This is a genomic window from Paludibacterium sp. (genome assembly GCF_019232825.1).
GTDB lineage: Bacteria > Pseudomonadota > Gammaproteobacteria > Burkholderiales > Chromobacteriaceae > Paludibacterium.
The window spans coordinates 42,994-68,708 of sequence record NZ_JAFAND010000139.1; the positions used below are offsets into that span (position 1 = coordinate 42,994).

19 protein-coding genes are annotated in these 25,715 nt (G+C 63.5%); 10 read left to right on the forward strand and 9 right to left on the reverse strand.

What is annotated here, in order from left to right; genetic code table 11:
- Positions 1–50 precede the first annotated feature (50 nt).
- Positions 51–818: a DeoR family transcriptional regulator gene (locus JOZ06_RS18205; RefSeq protein WP_293235033.1), complete on the forward strand. Its 768-nt coding sequence runs from the start codon at positions 51–53 to the stop codon at positions 816–818.
- Between the two features lie 72 nt (positions 819–890).
- Positions 891–2,774, forward strand: coding sequence for an RNB domain-containing ribonuclease (locus JOZ06_RS18210; protein WP_293235035.1), 1,884 nt, complete (start codon positions 891–893; stop codon positions 2,772–2,774).
- Positions 2,775–2,851: 77 nt separating this feature from the next.
- Here the strand turns inward: JOZ06_RS18210 and JOZ06_RS18215 are convergent, their stop codons facing one another.
- The 3 genes from JOZ06_RS18215 to edd all read right to left on the reverse strand — a co-directional run bounded on the left by JOZ06_RS18215 (position 2,852) and on the right by edd (position 6,283).
- Positions 2,852–3,679 carry an HDOD domain-containing protein gene (locus JOZ06_RS18215; RefSeq protein ID WP_293235037.1) on the reverse strand — a complete coding sequence of 276 codons (828 nt, stop codon included), beginning with the start codon at positions 3,677–3,679 and terminating at the stop codon, positions 2,852–2,854.
- Between the two features lie 136 nt (positions 3,680–3,815).
- Positions 3,816–4,445 (reverse strand): bifunctional 4-hydroxy-2-oxoglutarate aldolase/2-dehydro-3-deoxy-phosphogluconate aldolase, encoded by a 630-nt coding sequence (gene eda, locus JOZ06_RS18220; protein WP_293235039.1) that lies wholly within the window; start codon positions 4,443–4,445, stop codon positions 3,816–3,818.
- Positions 4,445–6,283, reverse strand: a complete 1,839-nt coding sequence (edd, locus tag JOZ06_RS18225; protein WP_293235041.1) for a phosphogluconate dehydratase — start codon at positions 6,281–6,283, stop codon at positions 4,445–4,447. The genes eda and edd overlap by 1 nt, the downstream gene beginning before the upstream one ends.
- A gap of 250 nt (positions 6,284–6,533) precedes the next feature.
- Between edd and zwf the strand changes: the two genes are divergently transcribed.
- The 5 genes from zwf to pgi all read left to right on the forward strand — a co-directional run bounded on the left by zwf (position 6,534) and on the right by pgi (position 12,252).
- Positions 6,534–8,006, forward strand: coding sequence for a glucose-6-phosphate dehydrogenase (zwf, locus tag JOZ06_RS18230; RefSeq protein ID WP_293235043.1), 1,473 nt, complete (start codon positions 6,534–6,536; stop codon positions 8,004–8,006).
- Positions 8,007–8,108: 102 nt separating this feature from the next.
- Entirely contained in the window at positions 8,109–8,786 is a 678-nt protein-coding gene (pgl, locus tag JOZ06_RS18235; protein ID WP_293235045.1) for a 6-phosphogluconolactonase, read from the forward strand.
- Complete coding sequence (locus JOZ06_RS18240; RefSeq protein WP_293235047.1) at positions 8,764–9,756, forward strand: glucokinase; 993 nt, start codon at positions 8,764–8,766, stop codon at positions 9,754–9,756. The genes pgl and JOZ06_RS18240 overlap by 23 nt, the downstream gene beginning before the upstream one ends.
- Positions 9,749–10,603, forward strand: coding sequence for a transcriptional regulator HexR (gene hexR, locus JOZ06_RS18245; RefSeq protein ID WP_293235049.1), 855 nt, complete (start codon positions 9,749–9,751; stop codon positions 10,601–10,603). Before JOZ06_RS18240 ends, hexR begins: the two co-directional genes overlap by 8 nt.
- A gap of 2 nt (positions 10,604–10,605) precedes the next feature.
- A complete protein-coding gene (pgi, locus tag JOZ06_RS18250; RefSeq protein ID WP_293235051.1) occupies positions 10,606–12,252 on the forward strand; it encodes a glucose-6-phosphate isomerase in 1,647 nt (548 codons plus the stop codon).
- 62 nt (positions 12,253–12,314) lie between these two features.
- Here pgi and JOZ06_RS18255 read toward each other — a convergent pair whose 3' ends face one another.
- A complete protein-coding gene (locus tag JOZ06_RS18255) occupies positions 12,315–13,529 on the reverse strand; it encodes a hypothetical protein (protein ID WP_293235053.1) in 1,215 nt (404 codons plus the stop codon).
- A gap of 380 nt (positions 13,530–13,909) precedes the next feature.
- Here JOZ06_RS18255 and JOZ06_RS18260 point away from each other — a divergent pair, with 380 nt between their 5' ends.
- Positions 13,910–15,559 carry a ShlB/FhaC/HecB family hemolysin secretion/activation protein gene (locus JOZ06_RS18260; protein ID WP_293235055.1) on the forward strand — a complete coding sequence of 550 codons (1,650 nt, stop codon included), beginning with the start codon at positions 13,910–13,912 and terminating at the stop codon, positions 15,557–15,559.
- 74 nt (positions 15,560–15,633) lie between these two features.
- Positions 15,634–19,995, forward strand: a complete 4,362-nt coding sequence (locus tag JOZ06_RS18265) for a hemagglutinin repeat-containing protein (protein WP_293235057.1) — start codon at positions 15,634–15,636, stop codon at positions 19,993–19,995.
- Positions 19,996–20,062: 67 nt separating this feature from the next.
- Here the strand turns inward: JOZ06_RS18265 and JOZ06_RS18270 are convergent, their stop codons facing one another.
- The 5 genes from JOZ06_RS18270 to JOZ06_RS18290 all read right to left on the reverse strand — a co-directional run bounded on the left by JOZ06_RS18270 (position 20,063) and on the right by JOZ06_RS18290 (position 24,919).
- Entirely contained in the window at positions 20,063–20,713 is a 651-nt protein-coding gene (locus JOZ06_RS18270; RefSeq protein ID WP_293235059.1) for an MBL fold metallo-hydrolase, read from the reverse strand.
- Positions 20,714–20,773: 60 nt separating this feature from the next.
- Positions 20,774–21,058, reverse strand: coding sequence for a GIY-YIG nuclease family protein (locus JOZ06_RS18275; protein WP_293235061.1), 285 nt, complete (start codon positions 21,056–21,058; stop codon positions 20,774–20,776).
- A complete protein-coding gene (gene ccsB, locus JOZ06_RS18280; RefSeq protein ID WP_293235063.1) occupies positions 21,048–22,190 on the reverse strand; it encodes a c-type cytochrome biogenesis protein CcsB in 1,143 nt (380 codons plus the stop codon). Before ccsB ends, JOZ06_RS18275 begins: the two co-directional genes overlap by 11 nt.
- A complete protein-coding gene (locus tag JOZ06_RS18285; RefSeq protein ID WP_293235065.1) occupies positions 22,168–24,207 on the reverse strand; it encodes a cytochrome c biogenesis protein ResB in 2,040 nt (679 codons plus the stop codon). Before JOZ06_RS18285 ends, ccsB begins: the two co-directional genes overlap by 23 nt.
- Positions 24,208–24,313: 106 nt before the next feature.
- A complete protein-coding gene (locus JOZ06_RS18290; protein ID WP_293235067.1) occupies positions 24,314–24,919 on the reverse strand; it encodes a c-type cytochrome in 606 nt (201 codons plus the stop codon).
- Positions 24,920–25,006: 87 nt separating this feature from the next.
- Between JOZ06_RS18290 and yihA the strand changes: the two genes are divergently transcribed.
- Positions 25,007–25,609, forward strand: coding sequence for a ribosome biogenesis GTP-binding protein YihA/YsxC (gene yihA, locus JOZ06_RS18295; protein WP_293235069.1), 603 nt, complete (start codon positions 25,007–25,009; stop codon positions 25,607–25,609).
- The last annotated feature ends 106 nt before the right edge of the window (positions 25,610–25,715 follow it).

Genomic DNA, 25,715 nt, shown 5'->3' on the forward strand with positions numbered 1-25,715 from the left:
CTCAATAATATGTTAATTAATTCCGACTGATTTTCGAAATCGAATCCAATATGAGCCGCTCACCCCGTCACGACAAGATTCTGCAACTGGTCCGAGAGAACGGTTTTATGCCGATCGAGGAGTTGGCGCGCATCCTGGCCGTTACGCCCCAGACCATCCGCCGCGACATCAATCAGCTGTGCGAGGAGAATCTGCTGCGGCGCTATCACGGCGGCGCGGCGCTCGGCTCCAGCGTGGAGAACGAGGACTACTTTGCGCGCAAAGGAAAGTTGCAAAGTGAAAAGGCGCATATCGCCGATATGATCGCGGCCAGCATTCCCGATCACGCCTCGCTGTTCATGAGCATCGGCACCACGATCGAAGTGGTGGCCCAGGCGCTGTCGGCGACGCACAAAGGGCTGCGCGTCATTACCAACAATATCCACGTGGCCTCGACCATGTCCGCCAATCCGGATTTCAACGTGCTGATCACTTCGGGTGTGGTGCGCGCGTCCGACGGCGGCATCACCGGGGTGGCCACGCTCGACTTCATCAACCAATTCAAGGTGGATTACGCGATTCTCGGCGTGTCCGGCATCGAGACCGACGGGTCGCTGCTGGATTTCGATTACCGCGAGGTGCGCGTGGCGCAGGCGATGATGGCCAACGCGCGTCACCGCTATTTGGCCGCCGATCACAGCAAGTTCGGCCGCAATGCGCTGGTGCGCATGGGCCACATCAGCGAGTTCCACGTCATGTTCACCGATGCCCGTCCGCCCGAGGCGCTGTCGAAACTCTTGGAGCAGCACAATGTGCGGCTGGTGATGGCCGAGAGCTGAATTGGCGGGCCGGGCCCGCGCCACATCCTGCTATAATCCCCGCTTTACTGATTGCAACAGTCTGGCGTGCGGATGAACGTTTTTTACGAAGAAAGTGGCAGTTTCAAAGTCGGCAGCATTGTATCCAAAAGCGATGCCAGCTTTCAGGTTGATACCCAGCATGGCAAGCGCGCCAAGATCAAGGCGGCCAACATCATTCTGGAGTTCTCCAGTCCGCTCGATACCTTTCTGACCGAGGCCGACGGCCTGTCCGCCGAGATCGACCTCGACTTCCTGTGGGAATGCTGTGGCAGCGACGAGTTCGCTTATGAGGACTTGGCGCGCGAGTATTGGGGGCACTCCCCCTCCGCCGTCGAGGCGGCGGCCATTGTGGAGCGGTTGTCCGGCGCGCCGATGTATTTCTACAAAAAGGGCAAGGGCCGTTTCAAGGCCGCGCCGGAAGAGGCGCTGAAAGCCGCCCTGGCGGGACTGGAGCGTAAAAAGCGCGAGCAGGAGCAGATCACGGCCTGGGCCGACGAATTGGCGGCCGGCCGGCTGCCCGAACCGATCGGACGCCAGTTGATGGCGCTGCTGTTCCGGCCGGATAAGAACGCGCTGGAGTACAAAGCGTTCGAGCAGGCCTGCAAGCAAACCGCCTTGCCGCCGCTGCGCCTGGCCGACAGGGTCGGCGGCATCCCCTCGGTGCCGGAGTATCTGCTTGCCGGTTTTTTGATGGAGTATTTCCCCAACGGGACGGGGTTCCACCTCAGTGAGCCGCCGACGCCGGTGGCCGCCGACGAATTGCCGCTGGCCGATGTGCGCGCCTTCTCCATCGACGATGCCGCCACCACCGAAATCGACGATGCGCTGTCGCTGACGCCGCTGGCCAACGGCAACGCGCGCGTCGGTATTCACATTGCCGCGCCGACGCTCGGCATTGCCGTGGGGTCGGCGTTGGAGCACACCGTCTATTCGCGTCTGTCGACCGTGTATTTCCCTGGCGACAAGATCACCATGCTGCCTGACGACGTGGTGCAGTCATTTACGTTGAGCGAAGGGCAGAATTGCCCGGCGCTCAGCCTCTACGTCGAAGTGACGCCGGACTTCGAGCCGGTGGCGTTCGAAAACCGCATCGAGCTGGTGCCGATCGCCGCCAATCTGCGCCATGCCGAGTTGGAGAAGCATTTCAATGAGGAGACGCTGGTGAACGATCCTGGCGTCGATTACCCGTTCAAGCATGAGCTGACCTGGCTGTGGCATTTTGCCAACGCGCTGGAAAAACGCCGCGGCAAGTACGACCCGCTGCGGGTGCAGCCTGTCGATTACAACTTCGCCATCGACGATGGCAAGGTGCGCATCACCCCGCGCAAACGCGGCGCGCCGATGGACAAGCTGGTGTCGGAGCTGATGATCCTGGCCAACAGCGAGTGGGGGCGCATGCTGGGCGAAGCCGGCATTCCGGGGCTGTATCGCGCGCAAACGCTGGGCAAGGTGCGCATGACCACGCGGCCGGAGCCGCACACCGGCCTGGGGGTGGCGCAGTATGCCTGGTCGACCTCGCCGCTGCGCCGCGCGGCCGACTTCGTCAATCAGCGCCAGCTGATGGCGATGATCCGTGGCGAAAAGGCGCCCTTCGAGCAGAACGACGCCATGCTGTTCGGCATTCTGCGCGACTTTGACGCCGCCTATTCGGCCTACCTGGGGTTCCAGGACCGCATGGAGTATTTCTGGTGCTTGCGCTGGTTCGGCCAGGAGGGCATCAGCGAAGTGACCGCGGTTTATCTGAAGGACGATCTCGTGCGGGTGGATGGCGTGCCGCTGCGGCTGCGCGTCGGCGGCATGCCGGACATGGCGGCCGGCACGCGCGTGCGCCTGGCCATTGCGCGCATCGACGAGCTGATGCAGGAAATCGAGTGCCGCTATCTGGGGCAGGTCGAGGGCGAGCAACGACCGGCGGACGACGACGACGAGGGTTGACCGGCCGCCGTATCGCTTCAGCGATTAAACCATCACAGGGCGCCGTTGGCGCCCTGTCGTTTTTGGATCGATACCGATCAGAACAGCTCGTCGACCGTGGTGCTGGCGTCTTTGAGGGAGTCCGCCATGGCAAGCAGCTGTTCGCCGCTCAAGCCGAGCTGGGTGAGCGCCAGCGGCGGCAGGTGGCTAAAGACGACCTCGGGATCGAGATCAAGATTGAAATCACGCACGATCTGACGCGAGAGACCGATCAGCGTGGCGAGCGGCGGCTTGCCTTCCTTGCCGTCGAGCGGGTATTGCTGACCGATGGCGGTGACGATTTCCTCCGGAAAACTCCAACGCCAGGCGAGCTCGGCGCCGACTTGCGCCGAATCGACACCCAGCAGCGCGCGTTCGATGTCGATGCGATTGGCGCTGTCGCCGATCTTGCGCTCGATTTCCGGTGTCACGCCCGGCGCCGCCAGGTGCAGCACCAATTCACCGATGCGTGCGAGCAAGCCGCAGGCAAACGCCAGTTGCGGCAGCTGATGCGCTCGCTCCGCCAATGTCTTGGCGGTATTGGCGATCTCGAAGCTGTTTTTCCAGAAGCTCTTCAGATCGAACTGGGGGATGCTCGCCGTCGTGCCGGTGATGCCCGAGGCGATCACCAACACGCGCAACGTATCGAACCCCAGAATAATCAATGCGTCATCCAACGAGCCGACCCGCCGGGAACCGCCGAAGCGGGCGGTATTGGCCAAGCGCAGGACGCGCGCGGTCAGTACTTGGTCATGCCCGACCGTGCGGGCGATTTCCTCGTTATTGACGCTATCGGCGTTGTTCAGGCTGTGGACGAGTTGCTGGACGACCTTGGGAATCATCGGCAGTTTGCCGGACGCTTTTTCGAATACCTCTGCCACCTGCATGGCGCCTCTCCAGAGAATGGGGTTTATCCATTTCAGATTAGGAAAATAAGGCCTGATTGCAAATAGGATAGCGCGAAAGAGTGATGAAAAAAGGACGGCTGAAGCGCCGTCCTTGAAGAGGGATAACGGTGTGCTGTTACTTGCTGGGGGCGATCTGGCTCGCGGCGCGGGCCAGTTCGGTGATGCGGCCCCAGTCGCGCGCGGCGAGCGCATCGCTCGGCGTCAGCCACGAGCCGCCGACCGCCAGCACGTTGGGCAGCGCCAGGTAGTCGTGCGCGCGGGCCAGATCGATGCCGCCGGTGGGGCAGAAGCGCAGGTTGGGCAACGGACCGGACAGCGATTTGAGCAACTTCGCGCCACCGACAGCCTCGGCCGGGAATAGCTTGAGTACCGAGAAACCTTCGTCTTCGGCACGCATCGCTTCCGACGGCGTGGCGATGCCTGGCAAGAAGGTCAGATTGGCGGCGCGGGCGGCGGCGGCGAGCTCGGGGGTCAGCCCCGGGCTGATGCCGAACTGGGCGCCGGCATCGACGCAAGCCTCGACTTGCGCGCGGGTGCGCAGCGTGCCCGCGCCGACGATGGCGTCGGGCACTTCATCGCGCATGCGGCGGATGGCCGCCAACGCGCCCTTGGTACGCAAAGTCACTTCCAGCACGCGGATACCGCCGGCGACCAGCGCATGCGCCATGTCAACGGCGATGGCGGGATCGTCCACCACGATGACCGGTACGACCGGCCCCTGACGCAGCAGGGTGATTGCATCCATTACATTTTCTCCCATTGTGGAAGGGCAAAGCTGATTGCGCCTTCTTCTGCCGAGGTGGCAGTGTTGCGGAAGACCGCGAACAGTTCGCGGCCCACGCCGTATTCATTGCCGTGCAGGTCGGCATCGCTTTCCGTGCGCAACGCCCATTCCTCCGCGTCCACCTGGACTTGCAACAGACCGTTGTCGGCATCGACGCGGATGATATCACCATCGCGCACCTTGGCGATCGGGCCGCCTTGCGCCGCTTCGGGGCTGACATGGATGGCCGCCGGCACTTTGCCGGACGCGCCGGACATGCGGCCGTCGGTCACCAGCGCCACCTTGAAGCCGCGCTCTTGCAGGATGCTCAACGCCGGCGTCAGCTTGTGCAGCTCCGGCATGCCGTTGGCGCGCGGACCTTGGAAGCGGATGACGGCGATGAAGTCTTTTTCCAGCTCGCCGCGCTTGAAGGCGGCCAGCATGTCGTCCTGGCTATGGAACACCACGGCAGGCGCTTCAACCAAACGGTGTTCCGGCTTGACCGCCGACACCTTGATGACTGCGCGGCCGAGTTGGCCGGAGAGGACGCGCAGGCCGCCGTTGCTGGAGAACGGGTCGCTTGCCGGGCGCACGATCTCGCGGTCGAGCGGTTCGCTCGGGGCGTCGCGCCAATCCAACTGGCCGTTGTTGAGCCACGGTTCGCGGGTGTAGGCGTAGAGCCCCTTGCCCACCACGGTCTGAACGTCGTCGTGCAGCAACCCGGCATCCAACAGCTCGCGAATGACGAAGCCCAAGCCGCCTGCGGCGTGGAATTGATTGACGTCGGCCTTGCCGTTCGGATAAACGCGCGCCAAGAGCGGCACCACCGTCGACAGGGTGTCGAAGTCGTCCCAATTGATGTCGATGCCGGCTACGCGGGCAGCCGCCACCAGATGCATGGTGTGGTTGGTCGATCCGCCGGTGGCCATCAGGCCGACCATGGCATTGACGATCGCTTTTTCGTCGACGATCTCGGCGACCGGCGTAAAGGCCTCGCCCTCGGCGGAAATGCGTACGGCCTGGCGCGCAGCGGCGCGGGTCAGCGCTTCTCTGAGCGGTGAGCCCGGGTTGATGAAGGCGGTGCCCGGCAAATGCAGGCCCATGATCTCCATCAGCATCTGGTTGGAGTTGGCGGTGCCGTAGAACGTGCAGGTGCCGGGGCCATGGTAGGACTTGGACTCGGTCTCCAGCAGGGCGTCGCGGCCTACTTTGCCTTCGGCGTACAGTTGGCGCGTCTTGGCCTTTTCATCGTTGCTGATGCCGGTGGTCATCGGGCCGGCGGGGACGAATATCGCGGGCAGATGGCCGAAGGCCAGCGCGCCCATCAATAGGCCGGGCACGATCTTGTCGCACACGCCGAGGTAGAGCGCGGCGTCGAACATCTGGTGCGACAGGGCAACGGCGGTGCTCATGGCGATCACGTCGCGGGAGAACAGCGACAGCTCCATGCCGGCCTGACCTTGGGTCACGCCGTCGCACATGGCGGGCACGCCGCCGGCAAATTGCGCAGTGGCGCCGGCCTTGAAGGCTTCGTCCTTGATCAGCGCGGGGAAGGTTTCCAGGGGCATGTGCGCCGACAGCATATCGTTGTAGGCCGAGACGATCGCCAGATTCGGGCGGGCGGCTTCCTTGATACGCAGTTTGGCGTCGCCAGGCATGGCGGCGAAAGCGTGTGCCAGGTTGGTGCAGGATAGCTGGCTACGCTCGACTTTGCCCTGGTGGGTCGCGGCGCGAATCCGGCTTAGGTACGCCTGCCGTTGTACGCGGCTGCGTTGGATGATCCGCTCAGTGACCTCGACGAGGACGGGATGTTTCGTCATGTCTGGACTCCGCAATAATGTGTAATGATGGTAATTTTACTACAATCAAAAATCAAGTTAATGCCCTGGTCGCAGGGAGGGTTTTGCAGGTCGCATTCGCTCTATCCAACTGACAAGGCGGCTTTAATTGAATCTCAGGGGCTAGAGCTTACTTGGAAAAAATGCCGATTAACTTGACGCAAATCCAATCTGCGCAGAATTTTGTGGTGGTAATATAATTACATCTTAACCACTTGGGATGGACATCGCGATGCGAAACGATGCTGATCAAACCCCTGCTTTTGATATGGTGCTGTTCGGCGGCACCGGCGATTTGGTGATGCGCAAGCTTCTGCCGTCGCTGTACCAGGCGCACGCCGCCGGCCTACTCAATAAGGACGGCCGCATTCTGGGGCTGGGGCGCAAGGAATGGGACCGTGAACAATACCTCGCTTATGTAGAGGAACACTCGCGCAAACATATTAAAGAGTGTTTTACTGAGGCGGATTGGCAACAGTTCTGCGATCGCATCGAGTATCTGCGCGTCGACGCCGGTTTCCCCGAGCATTTCCCGCCGCTGGCGGAAAAGCTGGGCGAGATGGTGCCGGGCCGCAGCGTGGTTTGCTATTTGTCCACCGCACCCGAATTCTTCACCCCGATCTGCGAAAACCTGGCGGCCGTCGGCCTGAACCATCCCAATGTGCGCGTCGTGCTGGAAAAGCCGCTGGGGCACGATCTGGCATCCTCCAACGAGATCAACGACGCCGTCGCCAAGTTCTTCGACGAACATCAGCTCTATCGCATCGACCACTACCTGGGCAAGGAATCGGTGCAGAACCTGATGGCGATCCGCTTCGGCAACGCGCTGTTCGAACCGCTGTGGCGCCGCGAGTGGGTGCACAACGTACAGATTACCATTTCCGAGGAACTGGGTGTCGAAGGCCGCGGCGGATTCTACGACCACACCGGCGCGCTGCGCGACATGGTGCAGAACCATCTGTTGCAACTGCTGTGCATTGTCGCCATGGAACCGCCGGCAAGCCTCGAAGGCAACGCCATCCGCGATGAAAAACTGAAGGTATTGAAGGCCCTGCGTTCGTTCGATGTCCAAGACGTGGCCACCAAGACCGTGCGCGGCCAATACAAGGCCGGCGCCATCAGCGGCGGCGGCGTGCCCGGGTATCTGGAAGAAGCCGGCATCCCGCCGACGTCGACCACCGAAACCTTCGTGTCGCTGAAGGCCGAAATCGACAACTGGCGCTGGGCTGGCGTGCCGTTCTTCCTGCGTACCGGCAAGCGCATGCCGGAGCGTCTGGCGGAAATCGTCATCAACTTCCGCGACGTGCCGTGTCCCCTGTTCCCGAGCCCGGTCGGCCAAACGGCCAACCGCTTGGTGATCCGCCTGCAGCCGGACGAAAGCATCCGCCTGTATTTCCTGGCCAAAGAGCCGGGCGATACGATGAATCTGCAGCCGGCCTATCTGAATCTGGATTTCAACGCCATGTTCAAGGTCCGCCGCGCCGATGCCTACGAACGCCTGTTGCTGGACGTGATCCGCGGCCGCCTGGGCCTGTTCATGCGCAGCGACGAACTGGTTGCCGCTTGGCGCTGGGTCGAGCCGATCATGCACGCCTGGGAGCATTCGACCACGCCGCCGAAGCAATATACGGCCGGCACCTGGGGCCCCGCGGCCTCCTCGGCGCTGCTGTCGCGCGACGGCATCGCCTGGCATGAAGAGAGTTGATCTAGTCGTACGAGAGAGTGTTTGAGTTGGGGAAAGCGTTAACGGCGTCCGGTCAGTCTCTGGCGGACGCCGCTTTTTCAAATACGCAGACGGAGTAAAGATATGCAGTGGTTGCCATTTGATTCACCCGGGGCGCAGGCCGATGCGCTGGCGGCGGCGGTGGCCGCCGATTTGAAGCAGGCGGTCGAACAAAATGGGCGAGCGGTGCTGGCAGTGTCCGGCGGCCGGTCGCCCATTCCGTTTTTTGAACGTCTGGCGCAGGCCGACCTGCCTTGGCGCCAAGTGACCATCACGCTGGTGGATGAGCGCATGGTGCCGGCCGATCACGCCGACAGCAACGCTCGCCTGGTGCGTGAGCATTTGCTGCGGGGCAATGCGGCCGAGGCGACCTTCGTACCGCTCGCCACCCACCCCGAGGACGAGGCGCGCTCGATCAGCGAGGCATGCCGCGCTTTCGTCTGGCCGACGGTGGCGGTGCTCGGCATGGGCGACGACGGCCACACCGCTTCGTTGTTCCCGGAGGCCGCAGAACTCGACGCGGGACTTGATTTAGGCCAACAACAGGCGATCATTGGCGTGACGCCGCCAGTGGCACCCCATCGGCGCCTGAGCATGACGCGTACGGCGCTGTTAAAATGCGACAAGTTGTATCTGTCGATACAAGGGAACGGCAAGCGCGAAGTTTTCGAACGCGCGCGCGAGAAGGAAGATCGCCGCTGGCCGATCAGCTATTTCTTGCAACAGAAAGAGACACCGCTTGATGTCTACTGGGCAGCATAGCCTTTTCCCACGTCTTCTCGCCGACGTGGGCGGTACCAACGCGCGTTTTGCGCTGGAAACCGCCCCCGGCGTGATCGAAGAAGTGGATGTTCGCGCCAGCGCGCACTTCCCGTCGCTGTTGGACGCGGCGCGCGACTACTTGCGGCAGACCGGTGCCAAGCAAGTGTCGCATGCCGCTATCGGCATCGCCACGGCGGTGACCGGCGACACGGTGCGCATGACCAACCACAGCTGGACTTTCTCCATCGAAGCGCTCAAGCGCGATTTGGGGTTGGTTTCGCTGATCGTGCTCAACGATTTCACGGCGCTGGCCTGGTCGTTGCCGCACCTGCCTGGCGCCGAGTTGGCCCAGGTCGGCGGCGGCACGCCGGTGGCGGGTTGCCCGATGGCGCTGATCGGCCCGGGGACGGGCCTTGGCGTGTCGGGGCTGGTGTTCGGGCCGCAGGGACCGATTCCGCTTTCGGGGGAGGGCGGACATATCGGTTTTGCGCCGGAGGACGATGAGGAGGTGGCGCTGTGGCGTTTTGCCCGCGCCCGCTTCGGCCATGTGTCGACGGAACGGTTCCTGTCCGGGCCGGGACTCGCGCTGATTCATGAGGCGCGGCTGGCCATACAGGGGCTCGCGCCGGACGGTTTGTCCGCCGCGGATATCACGCGGCAGGCACTGGGCGGGCAATCGCCCGAGTGCATGGCAAGCCTCGACCGCTTCTGCGCGCTGCTCGGCAGCGCGGCGGGAGCGTTGGCCCTGACGCTCGGCGCGCGTGGCGGCGTGTTCATCGGCGGCGGCATCGTGCCGCGGCTGGGGGACGTGTTCGCCCGCTCGCCGTTCAGGCATCGTTTCGAACAAGCGGGTCGGTTGTCGGGCTATTTGGCCGCCATGCCGACCTATGTGATCCATAGTCAATATCCTGGCCTGATCGGCGCTCAAGCCGCGCTGGCCACCCATTTACGGGAATCCCATCATGCTTGAGCGAATTCGCGCTCAGCTGCCGGATCTGTCTGCAGCCGAAAGAAAAGTCGCCGAGCTGGCGCTGGCCCAACCCTATACCGTCATGCAAGCCGCCGTGGCTGACATCGCCGCCAATGCCGGCGTCAGTCAGCCGACGGTGATCCGCTTCTGCCGGTCGATGGGTTGCGCCGGTTTGCCGGATTTCAAGCTGAAACTGGCGGGCAGCCTGGTCACCGGCGTGCCCTATGTGCATTCGAGCGTGCGCCCCGAGGATCCAACCTCCGAAGTCGCCGCCAAGGTGTTCGACAATACGGTCACGGCACTGATCAAGTGCCGCAACGAGGTCAACCCCGCGGCGGTGGAACAGGCGGTCGACCTGCTGTCGCACGCTCGGCGCATCGAGTTTTACGGCTTGGGCAACTCCGGCATCATCGCCGCCGACGCGCAGCACAAGTTCTTCCGCTTCGGCATTCCGACCGTGGCCTACGCCGACAGCCACATCCAGACCATGGCGGCTTCAGTGCTGTCCGCGGGGGATGTGATGGTGGCGATCTCCAACTCGGGGCGCACGGTCGAACTGTTGGGCGCGGTGGAAGTCGCGCTGAACGCCGGCGCCAGCGTGGTGGCCATTACATCGAGCCTGTCGCCCTTGGCGCGCATGGCGACGGTGACGTTGGCCGCGGATACCCGTGAAGATACCGAAACCTTCAGCCCGATGATCTCCCGGATCGTGCATCTGGTGCTGATCGACGTTCTCGCCGTCGGCGTGGCCCTGCGGCAGGGTCCGGCGTTGATCGCGCAGCTGGAGAAATCCAAACAGAGCCTGCGCGGCAAGCGATTGCGCGTGCAGGAACAAGAGGAAAAATAACGATGAGTGCCCTTACCCAATTGCCTGCCTGGCAGGCACTGGAACAGCATTATTCGCTGTCGCGCCTGAAGCATATGCGCGACCTGTTCGCCACGGACCCCGACCGTGCCGAGCGTTTCTCTCTGGAAGTCGGCGATCTGTTTCTCGACTATTCCAAAAACCGCATCTCCGAAGAAACCCTGCAATTGCTGATGGACTTGGCGCGCCAAGTCGGTTTGCCCGCACGCATCAAGGCGATGTTCAAGGGCGAAAAGATCAATACCACCGAGCACCGCTCGGTGCTGCACGTGGCGCTGCGCAACCGCACCAATTCGCCGATCCTGGTCGACGGCGCCGACGTGATGCCGCAGATCAACAACGTGCTCGAACGCATGGGGCGTTTCGCCCATGCCGTGCGCTCGGGCGAATGGCTCGGCTACACCAACCAGCCGATCACCGACATCGTCAATATCGGCATCGGCGGCTCCGATCTCGGGTCGTTGATGGTGTGCAGCGCGCTCAAGCCCTACGGTCATCCGCGCATGAACATGCACTTCGTCTCCAACGTCGATGGAGCGCAGCTGAAGGAAACGCTGAAGAAGGTCCATTCCGAGACCACGTTGTTCGTCATCGAGTCGAAAACCTTCACCACGCAGGAAACGCTGACCAACGCGCTGACCGCGCGCGAGTGGTTTGTCGCGCGCGCGCGCGACGAGTCGGCGGTCGCCAAACACTTCGTGGCGGTGTCGACCAACATGAAGGCCGTGGCGGACTTCGGCATCGATCCGGCCAACATGTTCGAATTCTGGGACTGGGTGGGCGGGCGCTACAGCCTGTGGTCGGCGATCGGCTTGCCGATCATGCTGTATCTGGGCGAAGAGAATTTCGCCGAGCTGCTCAACGGCGCGCACATCATGGACCAGCATTTCCGCAACGCGCCGCTGGAAGCCAACATGCCGGTGCTGCTGGCCATGATCGGCATCTGGTACATCAATTTCTACGGCGGCGGCAGCCATGTGATCGCGCCGTACGACCAGTACCTGCATCGTTTCCCGGCGTTCATCCAGCAGTTGGACATGGAATCCAACGGCAAGCAGGTGATGCTTGACGGCGCGCCGGTGGATTTCGAGACCGCGCCGATCATCTGGGGCGAGACCGGCATCAACGGCCAGCATGCGTTTTTCCAACTGCTGCATCAAGGCACGCACATCTCGCCGATCGATCTGATCGCCTCGCTGGAGCGCCGTGCCTCGCTGCCCGGGCACCATGAGATTTTGCTGGCCAACGTGTTTGCCCAGGCCGAAGCGTTCATGCGCGGCAAGACGGCCGAAGAGGCGCGTAACGAACTGACGGCGCAAGGGCTGACCGGCGACGCGCTGGAATGCTTGGTGCCGCATAAGGTGTTTGGCGGCAACCGGCCGACCAATACCCTGTTGATGTCGCGCCTTGACCCGCGCAATCTCGGTCTGCTGATTGCGCTCTATGAGCACAAGATCTTTGTGCAGGGCACGATTTGGAACATCAACAGCTTCGATCAATGGGGCGTGGAACTGGGCAAGCAGCTGGCCAAGACCATTCATGCCGAGCTGTCCGGCAAGAAGGTCAAGGCCACGCACGACAGCTCCACCGCGCGACTGATCGAGCGCTATCGCCAATACAACCAGAACTGATCCTTGTTGTGTCACGGCAAGGCCCCGGCGGCAATCGCGCCGGGGCCTTGTCATGTCCGCGCTCAGCGCGGGCAACGCGTGCCCTCGGGGCAAGGGCGCGAGGCGGCGGGGTGGCGATCGCCAAGCCCATACAAATCCATAATCTGCTTGCGCAGATCCCACCGCGAGACGAAGCGTTTACTCCGTCCGGCGTACTGAATCCATTTCGCCATCTGTTCGCGCTGACGTTGGATCATGTGCTGGACGCGCGCGTCGTGGGGCTGACGACGGGCGAAATCAGTCAATACCGTCTCCGCCTGGGCGTAGCCTTGCGCCAGGGTGAAATAGCGCAGGTTGCTCTCCAAGAGCGCGAGCAACGAACTGTCTGGCGCGGCCTGACGCAGCATGGCCATCTCGGCCAGCGCGCGTTCGGATTGGCGCTGGCTGGCAAGCGCCGTTTTGAGCACATCGGCAATCAGCGGCAAGGCCGGCGACGTGTCGCCCGAAGCCAGCCGTTCCTGTGCCCAGCGTGCGCCGTCTTCCAAGCGATTGCCGGCGATCAGCGCTGTCAGATAGTGGCCGAAAGCGGAGAGGATGGCCGGCTGTTGACCGGTCGGCAAAGCGTGGGTCAGCTCGCTTTGCCATAGCGCCAGATCCGCGGGCGTGTCGTCCACGACGCGCTGGTAGCGCCAGCGTGCCAGGCGATCGATGCCGTCCCGGTCGAAGCGCGCGCCCATGGCGCTCGCCAGCTCGTTCGCCGCGCAGCGTTTGTGCTCGGCTTCGCCGTCGAAACCATAAGGCCAGATCAGCAGATAGAGGATCAGCAGATTTTCCGCGAGATCGCTCTGCGCTTCCTCGGCCAGCAGGCGCGTGGCTAAACCGCGGGTGAGCGCAAGGCCTTCCATGTGCGTTTGGTTGCCGCGCTCAGCGCCCAGCACCCAGGGCGTTGCCTGGCGTCGAGACAGGCCCTCTAGAAATCGTCCCACCCTTGAGCGCTCTTCCAACTGATCCGCCAGCGCGAAGTAGCGCAGGTAAACACGCGAAAACGCGGTTTCCTGTCCCGCCAGCGCGGTGAGCAGGGTTTCGAACACGGGCAGCGCTTGTTGCGGCTGTTCGGATTGCGCCAGGTTGATGGCGCGCTGGTAGCCGTATAGCCAGCCGACGTGCTCCTCGGCGATGTGCCGGTCGTGTTCGGTGAAGCTGCCGTTCATCGTTGCAAGCGGCCTGAACGAGGACGCCTGCGCGGCGCAGAGGGTGAAGCCGAAGGTGATCAGGAGAACAGGTCGTTGCCAAAACATATCGGGTACTCCATACGCATCATCGAAGCGGATCGGGCAAATATGGTCGCATGACGTTCAATCCGTGCCGGCATAGATTTTTGCCGGCCGCGAGATTGGCCTTGAGCTTGCTTGGCGCTCGTAAGCGGCCACTATGGCGGTACGTGGCAAGGCCGGCCCTGCCGGCCGACCGGGCGGCGATTGCCGGGACAGCTGCCAGAAAGGGCGGGTGGCTTCTTTCATATCTGTGAGCCGGCATGCGTCTCCCCTTTCTGCCCGTTTCCCGACAATTTCCATCTCGTTTCATCCTAATGGCCGGTGACATTTAGCCTTGTTGGCTCATTACGCCATTCGATGTATTCATTTGGGGTAATTTTGATGTCGAGGTAATTGGGATGGGAATGTCGCACGCAGAGAGGCGGGTCCGCCGCTGGCTGGCTTGGGTGTGTATCGGTCTGCAGCACGGATTATCGCAGGCCGAGCCGACGGCCAAGCCCGGCAGCGACGGTCGATTCTTCTTGCAGGACAACAAAATGCACCTGCGCAACGAGCTCGACGCGTTGCGGTTGCGCCTGTTGCACCGCGGGGGCGATATCCGTCGAGAGGACGACGACGTCGGCGCGGCATCGAATACGTGTCTGCCGGTCCATGCCCTGCGCTTGTCCGGCGTGACGCTCTTGGACGCGCGCGCGCTGGCGCCTTTGCGCGAACGTCATGCCGATTGCCTCGACGGCACGCGCTTGCGCCGCATTCTGCAGCGGCTGACCCGCTTGTACGTGCAACGCGGCTATATCGCCGCGCGCGTGTTGCCGGAAATCACCCCTGATGGCGTCATGGTGCTGCGCGTGTTGGAAGGACAGGTGGAGCGGATCGAGGGCGAGGCGCGGGCGGTGCGCTGGTTGTTTCCCGATATGGAAGGCAAGCCGCTCAATATCCGCGATCTGGAACAAGGCCTCGATCAGGCCAACCGGTTGCAGTCGTCGTCGATGCGCGCCGAGGTATTGCCCGGCGATCAGCCGGGCGGCTCGACGGTTCGTTTGTTGACCGAGCCGGCCGCGCTATGGCATGGCAGCGCCACGCTCGACAACTGGGGCTACGATGCCACCGGGCGGCGCGTGGCGGGGCTCGCCGTGTCGCGCGACAATCTCAGCGGCCGCTATGACTATCTCAGCGCGGCGGCCGAGCATAGCGTGGACGAGGCGCGCTTCAGCCGGCGCCATTCCTTGTTTTATTCCCTGCCGGACGGCTACTGGAGCTATAGCCTGTTCGCGGGTCAATCCGAATACCTCAATACCCTGCGATTGCCATACCACACCGTCGACCTGCGCGGCAGCTCGGGACAGGCCGGTGTGCGCGTTGACCGGGTTCTGGCACGCGATCAGCGCAGCATTTGGAGCTGGCACGGCCAGGTGGCACACAAGCGGGTGGAAAACTATTTTCTCGGCAGTTTGCAGACGCTCAGCAGCCCGACATTGACCGTGGCCACGCTCGGCGTGGACCTGATGACCTTGTTGCCGGCGGGCTCGTTCTCGCTCGAGATCGCGCTGGAGCGGGGCAGGCCCTGGCTCGGCGCGGCCTGCGCACCGGAGGGGATGCCCCAGTCGTGTTTCAGTAAATGGCAAATCGGTGCCGCGCTGCGCCATGCCTTGCCCGCGAGCGGCTGGCAGATGGAAAACCGACTGACGGCGCAGACGAGCCCGCAGTCTCTACCCGCCGTCGAGCAGTTGGAGCTGGCGGACAGCAGCGTGGTGCGGGGCTTTCGCCATAACTCGCTGGCCAGCGAAAGCGGCTGGGGACTGAGAAACACGCTGCAATACGCCAAACGCGCCGGCGCTTGGCTGTGGCAGCCACGCCTGGCACTGGATGTCGGCGGCGTGTGGCAACCGTCTATCGAGGGGGGGTATCAAGCGCTGGCGGGGTGGGGCGCCGGCCTGACGGCCCGCCGCAGCGCCATGACGCTCGATGCCGAATACAACCGCCCGCTGCTGCAGCCGGATCAATTTGCCGGCGAATCGCATCAGCTGTTGATGCGGTTCGCCTGGCAGTTTTAAGGTCCTCGCGGCCTGACAACGACACGCGCGCAAAGCGCGGAAAACCGCAACTTCACTCAACAAAGAGGTCACAGATGAAAGTACGTTTTCCCTTGTCGTGCCGAGGCCGGGTTGCCGCGGTGCTGACGCTATCGTTGATTTACTCCCCCAGGCTATGGGCCGGCGGCATCGTGCCGGCGCCCGGCTCCAATGTCGAAGTCCGGCAGGCGGCGGGTGGCGCCGACGTGGTTCAGATCGTCGGCGCCAATGCGCAAGGCCTGTCGCATAACCGCTATAACGCGCACGACGTCTCCGCGGCGGGCGCGGTCTACAACAACGGGGTGGCGGCCGGCGCATCGCTGTTGGCGGGGCAGATGCAGAGCAATCAAAAGTTGGGCGGACGGGCCGCGACGGTGATTCTCAACGAAGTCGTCAGCCGCAATCCATCGCTGTTGTTGGGGCGGATGGAGGTTTTCGGCCAAGCGGCCGATCTGGTGCTGGCCAACCCCAACGGCATCACTTGCAACGGTTGCGGCTTCGTCAACACCCGGCGCGCCGCCTTGCTGGTCGGCACGCCGCAATGGCAGGACGGCCAATTGCACGGCCTGGCAAGCGCCGGGACGCAAAGCCTGACCATCGGGCCAGGCGGCGCCACGGCGAACCAGGCGCTCGATTTGATCGCGCCGCGCATCGATGCCCAAGGGGCGTTGGTGGCCACGAGCGGTATCCATGCCGTCGCCGGCCAGGCGCAGATGGCTTACGACACGCGCGAGGTGACATCGTCGCGCGCGTCCCCGGCCGAACGGTTGGACAGCGCGTTTCTCGGCGGCATGCAGGCAGGGCGGATCAGTATCGTCAGCACGGATGACGGCGCCGGCGTCAATCTGGCCGGCGCGATCGAGAGCGCCGGCAGGATCAAAGTGGACGCACAGGGCCCGCTCAATTTGGCCGATGTCCGCATCAAAGGCGAGCGCGTCGGGCTCGCCGCCAAGTCGATCGAGGCCAAGCCGCTCGTGCGCCTCGAAGAGAAAGAACAGCGGCAGCATGACGAGAGCTGGTTTATATGGAAAACCGGCGAGACCAAGGTCACCGAGCGCGAGCGGAAGACGCATTTCGGGCAGGCACGGATCGAGGGAGAGTCGGTCAGCCTGCGGGCAACGGACGCGCTCAGTCTCAATGCCGCCGAAGTGCATGGCGGCGATATCCGGCTACAGGCCGGGGAGATCGCGCTCAGCGGCAGCGAAACGCTCGATGGGCATAGCACCGAGCGCGCGGCATGGCTGAATTCGTGGCAGCGCAACCAATATACCGAAACCAGCCATTACGGCCAGCGCGGCGTTGTCTTGGACGCCAAGGGCGACTTGGTGCTCAATGCCCAGGGCAGCATCAAGGCCCAAGGGGCGGCCTTGTCCGCCGCCAATGACATGCGAGTGACCGCGGGCCGGGATATCGTCTTGTCGGGCCTGGAGGAAAAAACGGTGGTGATCGATCGCGGCGATCGCTACCTGGAGGGGCCGTCGCTGTCGAGCGGGCAATGGAACCACCGCAGCGAAAAGCAGACGCTGAAGCAGAGTGCGCTCCAAAGCGGTGGCAATCTGCTGCTGCGCGCCGCCGGCGCCGTGGCGTTGAATGCCGCCAAGGTGCAAACCGGCGCCGACGCGGTGCTCAAGAGCGAGGGCCGGATCGACATCGGCACGCAGGTCGTGAACCAATCGCTGGCCGATGCCGCGCATTCGACCCACTGGGGCGGTATCGGCGGCAGCAATCGCGCCGACGATCGCAATTCGGCCGCGTTGAATGTGCCTTCGGCGGTGCGCGCCAAGGGCGCGCTGCGCGTCGAAGGCGGGTTGGGCATTCATCTGGTCGGCAGCACCGTCCGGGGCGAGGGCGGCGCGCGCGCCGTTGCCGGTCAGGGCAATGTACAGATCGATCATGCGACGGATCTGACGCAATCGTTGATCGATGAGCGCCATGGCGGCGCGTTCGATATCCAAACCGGACGCCACTACGGCAAGGAACTGACGCCGGTGACGCAGGGGGCGCAATTGACGTCCGATACCAACCTGACGGTAGCGAGCGCCGCCGACGTCGCGGTAACCGGCAGCCATGTCGAGGCGGGCGGCGCGTTGACGGTCCAGGCGGGCGGTGATGTGCGCGTGAGCGCTGCGGCCGCCGAACGGCAGCAACAGCGGCAAGATGCCCAAATGGCGTGGCAAGCCTCGGCGGGTCCCGATGCGCGTTATCCTGGCGCTTACCGGGCCGGCGTCGGTATCACGCAGACCGAGACGCGGCAGACCCAGACCGGTATCAGCCAGACCGGCGCGGTGCTGGCCGGCGGCAGCGTGCGCGTGGAGGCCAAGGGCGATATCGGCGTACACGGCGGCGAGGTGGCGGCGCGGCAGGGCGATGCCACGCTCAATGGCCGTAACCTGACACTGGATGCCGCATACGACACCCAGCGCGACGAGCAGGCGCAAGGCCGCGCCGGCAGCGGGATTTTTGTCGCGGCCAGCTGGGAGCAGTTGCGCGCGGGTCTCTCCCAAGACTTCTCCAGCACTCGCAGCACCACCGAGGCGCGTACGCCGCGCGTCAGTCAGGTGAGCGCCAGCGGCGACCTGAATGTGCAGGCCCCGGCGGGCACGCTGAAGACGGAAGGCGCGCGCCTTAACGCCGGTGGCCAGTTGACGGTGGCGGCGGGTGCCATCGACAACCGTGCCGCCATGGGATCGAACAGCAGCACGAGCCAATCCGGCGGCGGCAGCGGCGACTTGGCCGGCGTGGTGGCGTTCGGCGGGCTGCTCAAGCCGGTTCAGGCGGTGGTGGACAAAGCCGCCAACGGTCAGTTGGCCGATGCGGCGCGAGACGCGAAGAAGATCAAGGACAAAGTGCAGGACGGCGCCGAGAAGGTCAAGCAGGGCGGCTGGGCCGCCGTGCGCGATATCGTGTCGAAGCTCTCCACGCCAAGCGCCGGGGGCGTGATCGACATCGTTGGCCAACGGCAGCGCGCGTCGGAATCCAGCCAGACGGCCAGCGGCAGCCGCTTCGAGGGGGCCGGCGTGAGCGTGAAGAGCGCCGGCGCCGTGCAGGATCAGGCGACACGGTACCAAGCCTCGCATGGCGCGGTCGATCTGACGGCAAGCGAGCATCGCTTCGATACGGTGGAGACCCGCGCCGAACAGCGTGCCGACGGCGGTAACGGCGGCGGGCTGATCCAGGCGACCACGCTGACCGGCAAGGACCTGCGGTTGAAGGCATCAGGCAGCGGCGGGGAGAACTGGCGGCAGCAGAGCGACACGCAGGCGGCGGGTGGCGAGATCCGTGCTACGGACGGGGTGCGTATTGCCGTCGAGCACGACGCCAACTATCGCGGTGCGACGATCGACGCCGGCCAGGGGCGTATCGCGGTGACTGTCGGCGGCGCATTGCAGGTACAAGCGGCGGAAGGCACGCGCGTCGCCTCGAGCGGCCGCAACAGCGGCTCGCTGGATATCAGCGTGCGCTCCGTGCCCAATGCCGACGTGGCCACCAGCAAGACGCCGGGCGTTATTGACGCGGGCGGCGGCCAGGGTAAGGCCGTTTTCGACGTGGCGCGGCAACAGGAGGAGAGTCTGATGCCCATGCCTGCGCGGCTGTCGGCGCAGGCCGGGGTATCGTTGCATGCCGGCGGCGACATGGCGCTCGCGGGCGCGCAGATCGGCGCCGCCGAGGGGGGTGAGCGCGCGGCGGAGGTGACGCTCAACGCCGGCGGGAAGATCGACCTGGCGGCGGCGCGGCGGAAGTATCGCCAGGAGGGCTGGGATCTTGGCGGCAGCGGCAACGGCGAGGTGTATACCGGGGCGCGGCCATCCGGCGGCCAGGTGGAGGTCCGTGGGCACGAGCGCGCCGAGTCGCGCGACGGCTGGCTGCCTAGCACCGTGGATGCACGGCGCGTGGCGCTCGAGAGCGCGGGGGACCTGCGCCTGACCGGCGCGCGCGTCAGCGGCGAGCAGGTGGCGGCGCAGGTCGGCAATGATCTGCGCGTGACGAGCCTCAAAGACGACAACCGCTCGCGGCAAGGCACGCTCGAGGCTACCGTCGCCTCGCCGAACCTGGGTCAGATCCTCAGTGGTGCTGAAACCGCGCGCCTGAAAACGCAGTTCGAAAGCGACGCGCTGGACGCGGTGACGCAGCAAAGCGGCTTGTATGGCAGCCAGAAGCTGGAAGCGCGCGTTGGCGGTCAAACCGTGCTGGAAGGCGGCCAGTTGCAGAGCGGTCAGGGACCGGTGGCCACCGGGGGCCCGATCGTGGCGCACACGGTGCCGGGCCAGGCCGATTCGGTGCGCTATGGCGCGGCGTTCAACGGCACGTTGTCGTCGCTGGCCAACGGTGTGGTGCGCGATGTGCTGGGCGGGAAGGCGCCGCTGGGGTGGTCGCAGGAAAGGCATCATCAAGACCGGCCGTCGCAGCCGTCGCAGTAAGCGGTCCTGCAAAACGTAACGCCCCCTGCGGCTGCAGGGGGCGTTACTGATTGTGGCACGGTTCGACTCAGCGGTAGCCTGCGTTCATCACGAACGGATTGCTGCGCTTTTCCTCGCCGAGCGTCGTAAACGGCCCGTGGCCGGTGATGACCGTAGTGTCGTCCGGCAGAATGAACAGCTTGCTGTGGATGGCGTCGAGCAACGCGCGGTGGTCGCCGCGCGGGAAGTCGGTGCGGCCGATCGAGCCTTGAAACAGCACGTCGCCGGCAACCAGCAGGCCGGCCTCGCTGCTGTAGAACACCACATGACCCGGCGTATGGCCAGGGCAGTGGATGACGCGCAGCGTTTGTTTGCCGATGCTGACGGTGTCGCCATCATTGAGCCAGCGCTGCGGGGTCAGCGCGGCGCTATGCGGGAAGCCGAACGCTTGTCCCTGTTGCGGCAATTGGTCGAGCCAGAAGGCGTCTTCCGCTTGCGGTCCCTCGATGTCCACACCCAGCTGACTCGCCAGCGCCGCGGCGCTACCGGCGTGGTCGATGTGTCCATGGGTCAAGAGCAGCTTTTCGACTGTGAGGCCGTTGGCGTGGACGAAGGCAAGAATACGGTCCAGGTCGCCCCCGGCGTCGACGACGGCGGCGCGTTGCGTCTCGTCGCACCACAAGATCGAGCAATTCTGGGCGAACGGCGTGACCGGAATGACGTGATAGTGGAGTGCCATGATGCGGGAAGACCGGGGTAGTGATTGAAAGTTTATTGTTGCATAGCGAAATGCACAGGCCTAGTCGCTGACAGTTTCATGTCGCATACAGAACGTTCTTTTTTCGACGGCGCTAAGCTGCTTGAACGCATATTCTGCCTGAAGCGCCTGCGACCGGTCGGCAAACTCGACCGTCAACAGCAGTTTTTCCGGCGGGTGGCTCTTGGTGTAGCGTGCGCCGCGGCCGGCGCTATGTGCGGCATAGCGCCGGGCCACGTCGGTGCTGATGCCGGTATACAGGCTGCCGCCGCGGCAAGCGATGACGTACATATACCAAGGCCGTCTGGCCGTTTGATCAGAGGCCACCGTAGGAGTGCAGGCCGGACAGGAACATGTTGACGCCGAGGAAGGCGAACGACGTGACGAAGATGCCGATCACCGCCCACCACGCCAACGGCTTGCCGCGCCATCCCTTGACCAGGCGCACGTGCAGCCAGGCGGCGTAGTTGAGCCAGACGATCAGCGCCCAGGTCTCCTTCGGATCCCACGACCAGTAGCCGCCCCAGGCGTCGGCGGCCCACATCGCGCCGAGGATGGTGGCGATGGTGAAGAACAGAAAACCGACGGTGATGGCCCGGTACATGATTTCGTCCAGCACCTCGGCCTTCGGCAGCCGCTCGGCGAGCCAGCCCTTCATCACCACCAGCTCGGCCACGCCGAGCATGGCCGCCAGTGAAAATGCGCCATAGCCGATGAAGTTGGCCGGCACGTGAATCTTCATCCACCACGATTGCAGCGCCGGGATCAGCGGTTGAATTTCATGCGCCTGGCGGTCGAAGGTGTACCAGATGATGAAGCCGACTGCGGCGCTGATCACCAGCAGCACGAAAGCGCCCAGCTGGCGTACCTTGTAGCCCGCTTCGTAATACAGGTACATCAGCGCGGTGATCAGGCAAAACAGAATGAACACTTCATACAGGTTGGAGACTGGAATGTGGCCGATGTCGCGCCCGATCAGATAGCTTTCGTACCAGCGGGTGAACAGGCCGGCAAAGCCCATCGTCGCCGCCGACCAGGTCAGACCGCTGCCTAGCGCCACACCGGTCACCGAGCGTGCCAGAAGCCCATACCAGTAACAGCCGGTGGCGATGAAAAACAGCACGCACATCCACATGATCGACGACTGACTGGACAGCAGGTACTTGAGCCAGAACGCGCTTTGACCACGCGCGAGATCGCCGTGATACAAGCCGATGGCGGCGAGCGACACGGCCATGGTCAGCGGGAAAAAACGGCGCCAAGCCGGCCAGAACCAGCCGAAGGCGATCAGGCCAACCGTGGCGCCGGCCAGAATGCCATGCTCGTAGACGTCCATGTATTGGCCGAAGCGGCTAAACACGACGGCGCCCGCGGCCACGATGAACGCGGCGTAGAGCCAGGCGCCCACGCTCAGGCGTTGGAACGGGCTGCGGGTTTCACGCGTTTGGGCGATGTCCATCTTCACCTCGTGCAAGCTGTTGAAGGGCGTCCTGGTGACGCGAAAAATCACGGTCGAGATCCGGATTGGGACGGTTGGCGCTCATCGCCAGGCGCATGCTGCCCGGTTTGATCAACAGCCACAGCCGTCTTTCCTGAATGTAGAACATCAGCAGAATACCGGCGACCAGAAGCAGTGACCCGAGATAGACCAGATTCTTGCCCGGCGAGCGGGTGAGCTGCAGGCCCGACGCCTGCACCTGGGTAAACCCGGTCAGCTGCAGGAATACCGGCGCGCCGTAATCCTTGAGCGCGCTCGCGGCAACCAGGCTGTCCAGCAGGAAGCGGTAATGCGCGCCGTCCTGCTTCATTGCCGGCAGGCCGGCATGACGGTCGGCGACGTTCATGACGTCGATGATCGCGCCTTGCAGGATCTTGATGTAGGTTTGAGCCACATCGGCCCGTTTGTCGGCCGGCACATGCTGTTCGAGGAAGGTCTGCAGACCGTCGAAACCGCCTTCGGCGAAGCGCGCCAATATCCATTTCACGCTAGTTTCGAATTCCTGCCGCATCGCGGGGCTGATGGCGTTGCCCTGCATCGCTTTGGCGCCGCTTTGCGCGGCGATCTCGTCATAGAGCGCCGGGTTGGCCAGCGCGGCGCGCAAGCGCATGAAGCGGTCGATCGACAAATCATCGTCCAGAGGGATGCGCAGGTAATCGTAGGGTTGCGAGACTTCGCGGCGCACGGCGGCGATCAGGTAATTGGCTCCGTCTTGCTGAATGGGCGACATGTAGGTCAGGTACTCGCGCGCCTGGCCGGTGTTGTCGCGAATCTTGTATTCGATCGACGGACCGACGTTTTTGAGCTGCCGTGCCCGGGTCACCTCACGCGCATCCTTCATCCGATCGCGTAGACTGCCGCCATTGGCGTTATTGCCACTCATGTCCTCGACGTTGAAGACGCGCAGATCGCCCAGTTCGAGACGGAAATCGCGGCCGTTGGCGACGAGCGGCTGGTTGGCTTTGGATATGCCGTCGATGTCCACCGGCGCCGCTTGCGGATGGTCGAGGTTCCAGGCTTTGAATTTCAGCGGCGAGCCGCCGTCGCCGAAGCTCGCTTGATAGATGGCGATGCCGTCGACGACGAGCGGGTGATTGACCTCGACGCGCGCCTGGGTCACCTTGCCGCTGGCCTTGTCGGTGACTTCGATGTCGCTGGCGAAGAGCTTCGGCATGCCGTTGCTGTAGTAGTCGACATTGAAGCGGCGCAAGGTGACGATGAACGGCAGTTCCTGCACCAGATAGCCCGGGCCGTTGTTGATGAACACCACGTCGGCGCTTTTGTTCTCGGAAATGGTCACGTCGCCGCGGAAGGACAGGTTGCCGGCCGACAAGCGGCTGATGGCCGGAATCTGCGACTGCGGCAGGTCTTGTGTTTCGGGAGCGACCTGTCCCAACCATTCGGCCGCCTTGAGCGGCAAATTGCCGTCGATCAGTCCGCCAATGCAGATCACGAGCATGGCGCCATGGGCAAAGAAGTAGCCCAGGCGGCTCAAACTGCCCTTTTTGGCGGCAATCAAGGTTGAGCCGTCGTCACGCGCCGTGGTCTTGAGGCGGAAGCCTTGCCGTTGCAGGTAACCGGATACCGCAGCGAGGTCGGCATGCCCCTCGATCAGCGCCGTGTGCTTCATCGCCGCGAGCGAGCGTTCGCTCGCCTTGCTGCGGAAGGTTCGCATGTCGCGTACGAAGCCCGGCGCGTTGCGGATGATGCACAGCGTGGTCGACAACATCAGGAACGCCAAAATGGCGATGAACCAGCCGGCATGATAGACGTCGTAGAGGCCGAGCGTGGCGAAGACTTGGAACCAGTATTGGCCGAACTCGAAGGCATAGTTCGGATAGGGCTCGTTCTGCTTGAGCACGGTGCCGATGACCGAGGCGATGGCCAGAATGGTCAAAAGGCCGATGGCGAAGCGCATCGAACTGAGCAGTTCGTGCAGCGCGCGGAGCGTGGCGGGGAATCTGCGGTCTGTCTTCATAGGGTGCAACCGGCACCGCCCGGCGTGCGGGCGATGCCAGATTCGATTATCGGGTCCGGCCAAATATGCGTATTATGTCGGACACGAGGCGAGATAATGTGGAAAATCAGCGCAATCCGGAAATATATTCCGTCACGGCCTTCATTTCGGCGTCTGACAAGCGGCTGGCGATATCGCCCATGACCGCATTCTTGCGATCGGTACCGGCCTTGAAGTCGTTGAGCTGTTTCAGCACGTAAGCGGATTGCTGACTGCCCAGCCGCGGGAACTGGTCGGGAATGCCGGCGCCGGTCGGGCCATGGCAAGCCATACAGGCCGGAACATGGGTGACCGGGTTGCCGGCGCGGTAGAGCTGTTTGCCGGCTTCCAGGAGCGTCTTATCGGCCGCTTGCTGTTCCTTCGGCTTTTGCTGGCTGAAATAGGCGGCGACGTTCGACATGTCTTGATCGGACAGGGCGCTCGCCATGCCTAGCATGATCGGGTTCTTGCGTTGGCCGCTTTTGAAGGCTTTGAGCTGACTGACAATGTATGCCGGGTGCTGACCTGCCAGCGTGGGATTGCTTGAGGCAACGCTGTTGCCATCGATCCCGTGGCAGGCGGCGCAGACCTGTTGGACGATTACCTGCCCTTTGGCGGGGTCCCCCTGGGTTTGGGCCGATACGCCACCAGCCAGTGTGGCGGCGGCCAGTGCCAACAGCACCTTATGTCTCATAGTCGCTCCTTGTCGTTGGTTTAATTAACCTATAATCGCGGCAATCTGAACCTGCTATTCTATACCAATTGCATTGACCCTACTACTATGACGATTTTTCAGAACGCGCGTTTTTTCACCACCGTCAACCATATGAAGGACCTGCCGGCCACGCGCGCCGAAGTGGCCTTTGTCGGGCGCTCGAACGCTGGAAAATCGAGCGCGATCAATACGCTCGCCAACCGGACTCGGCTTGCCTATGTCTCCAAGACGCCGGGACGCACGCAACACATTAATTTCTTCGATTTAGGCGATGAGCGCTATCTGGTCGACTTGCCGGGGTATGGCTATGCCGACGTGCCGGAGTCGGTGCGCCGCCACTGGGTCGAGCTGCTGGGACGCTATCTGCAGAAGCGGCAGAGCCTGATCGGCCTGCTGATGATCATGGACGTGCGCCATCCGCTCAAGGAACTCGACCACCATATGCTCGAGTACTTCCGCGAGACCGGCAAACCGGTGCATATCCTGTTGTCCAAGGCCGATAAGCTGAGCCGTCAGGAGCAGCACAAGACGCTGGCGGCGGTAAAGGCCGCACTGCAGGATTATCCGGGCGTGACCGTGCAGCTGTTTTCCAGCCTGAAGAAGCATGGCACCGATGAGGTGGAACAGGTGGTGACGGCGTGGTTCGACGCCTACCTAAGGACCCTCTAAATGGGATGGAACTTTGTTCCGAGGCGCCGGACTAAAAAGACATGGCGCTGTCAGCGCCTCCCGCTTTCCTCCCTGAGCGGGGCCTTTTGCTGATACCTAAAGGCAT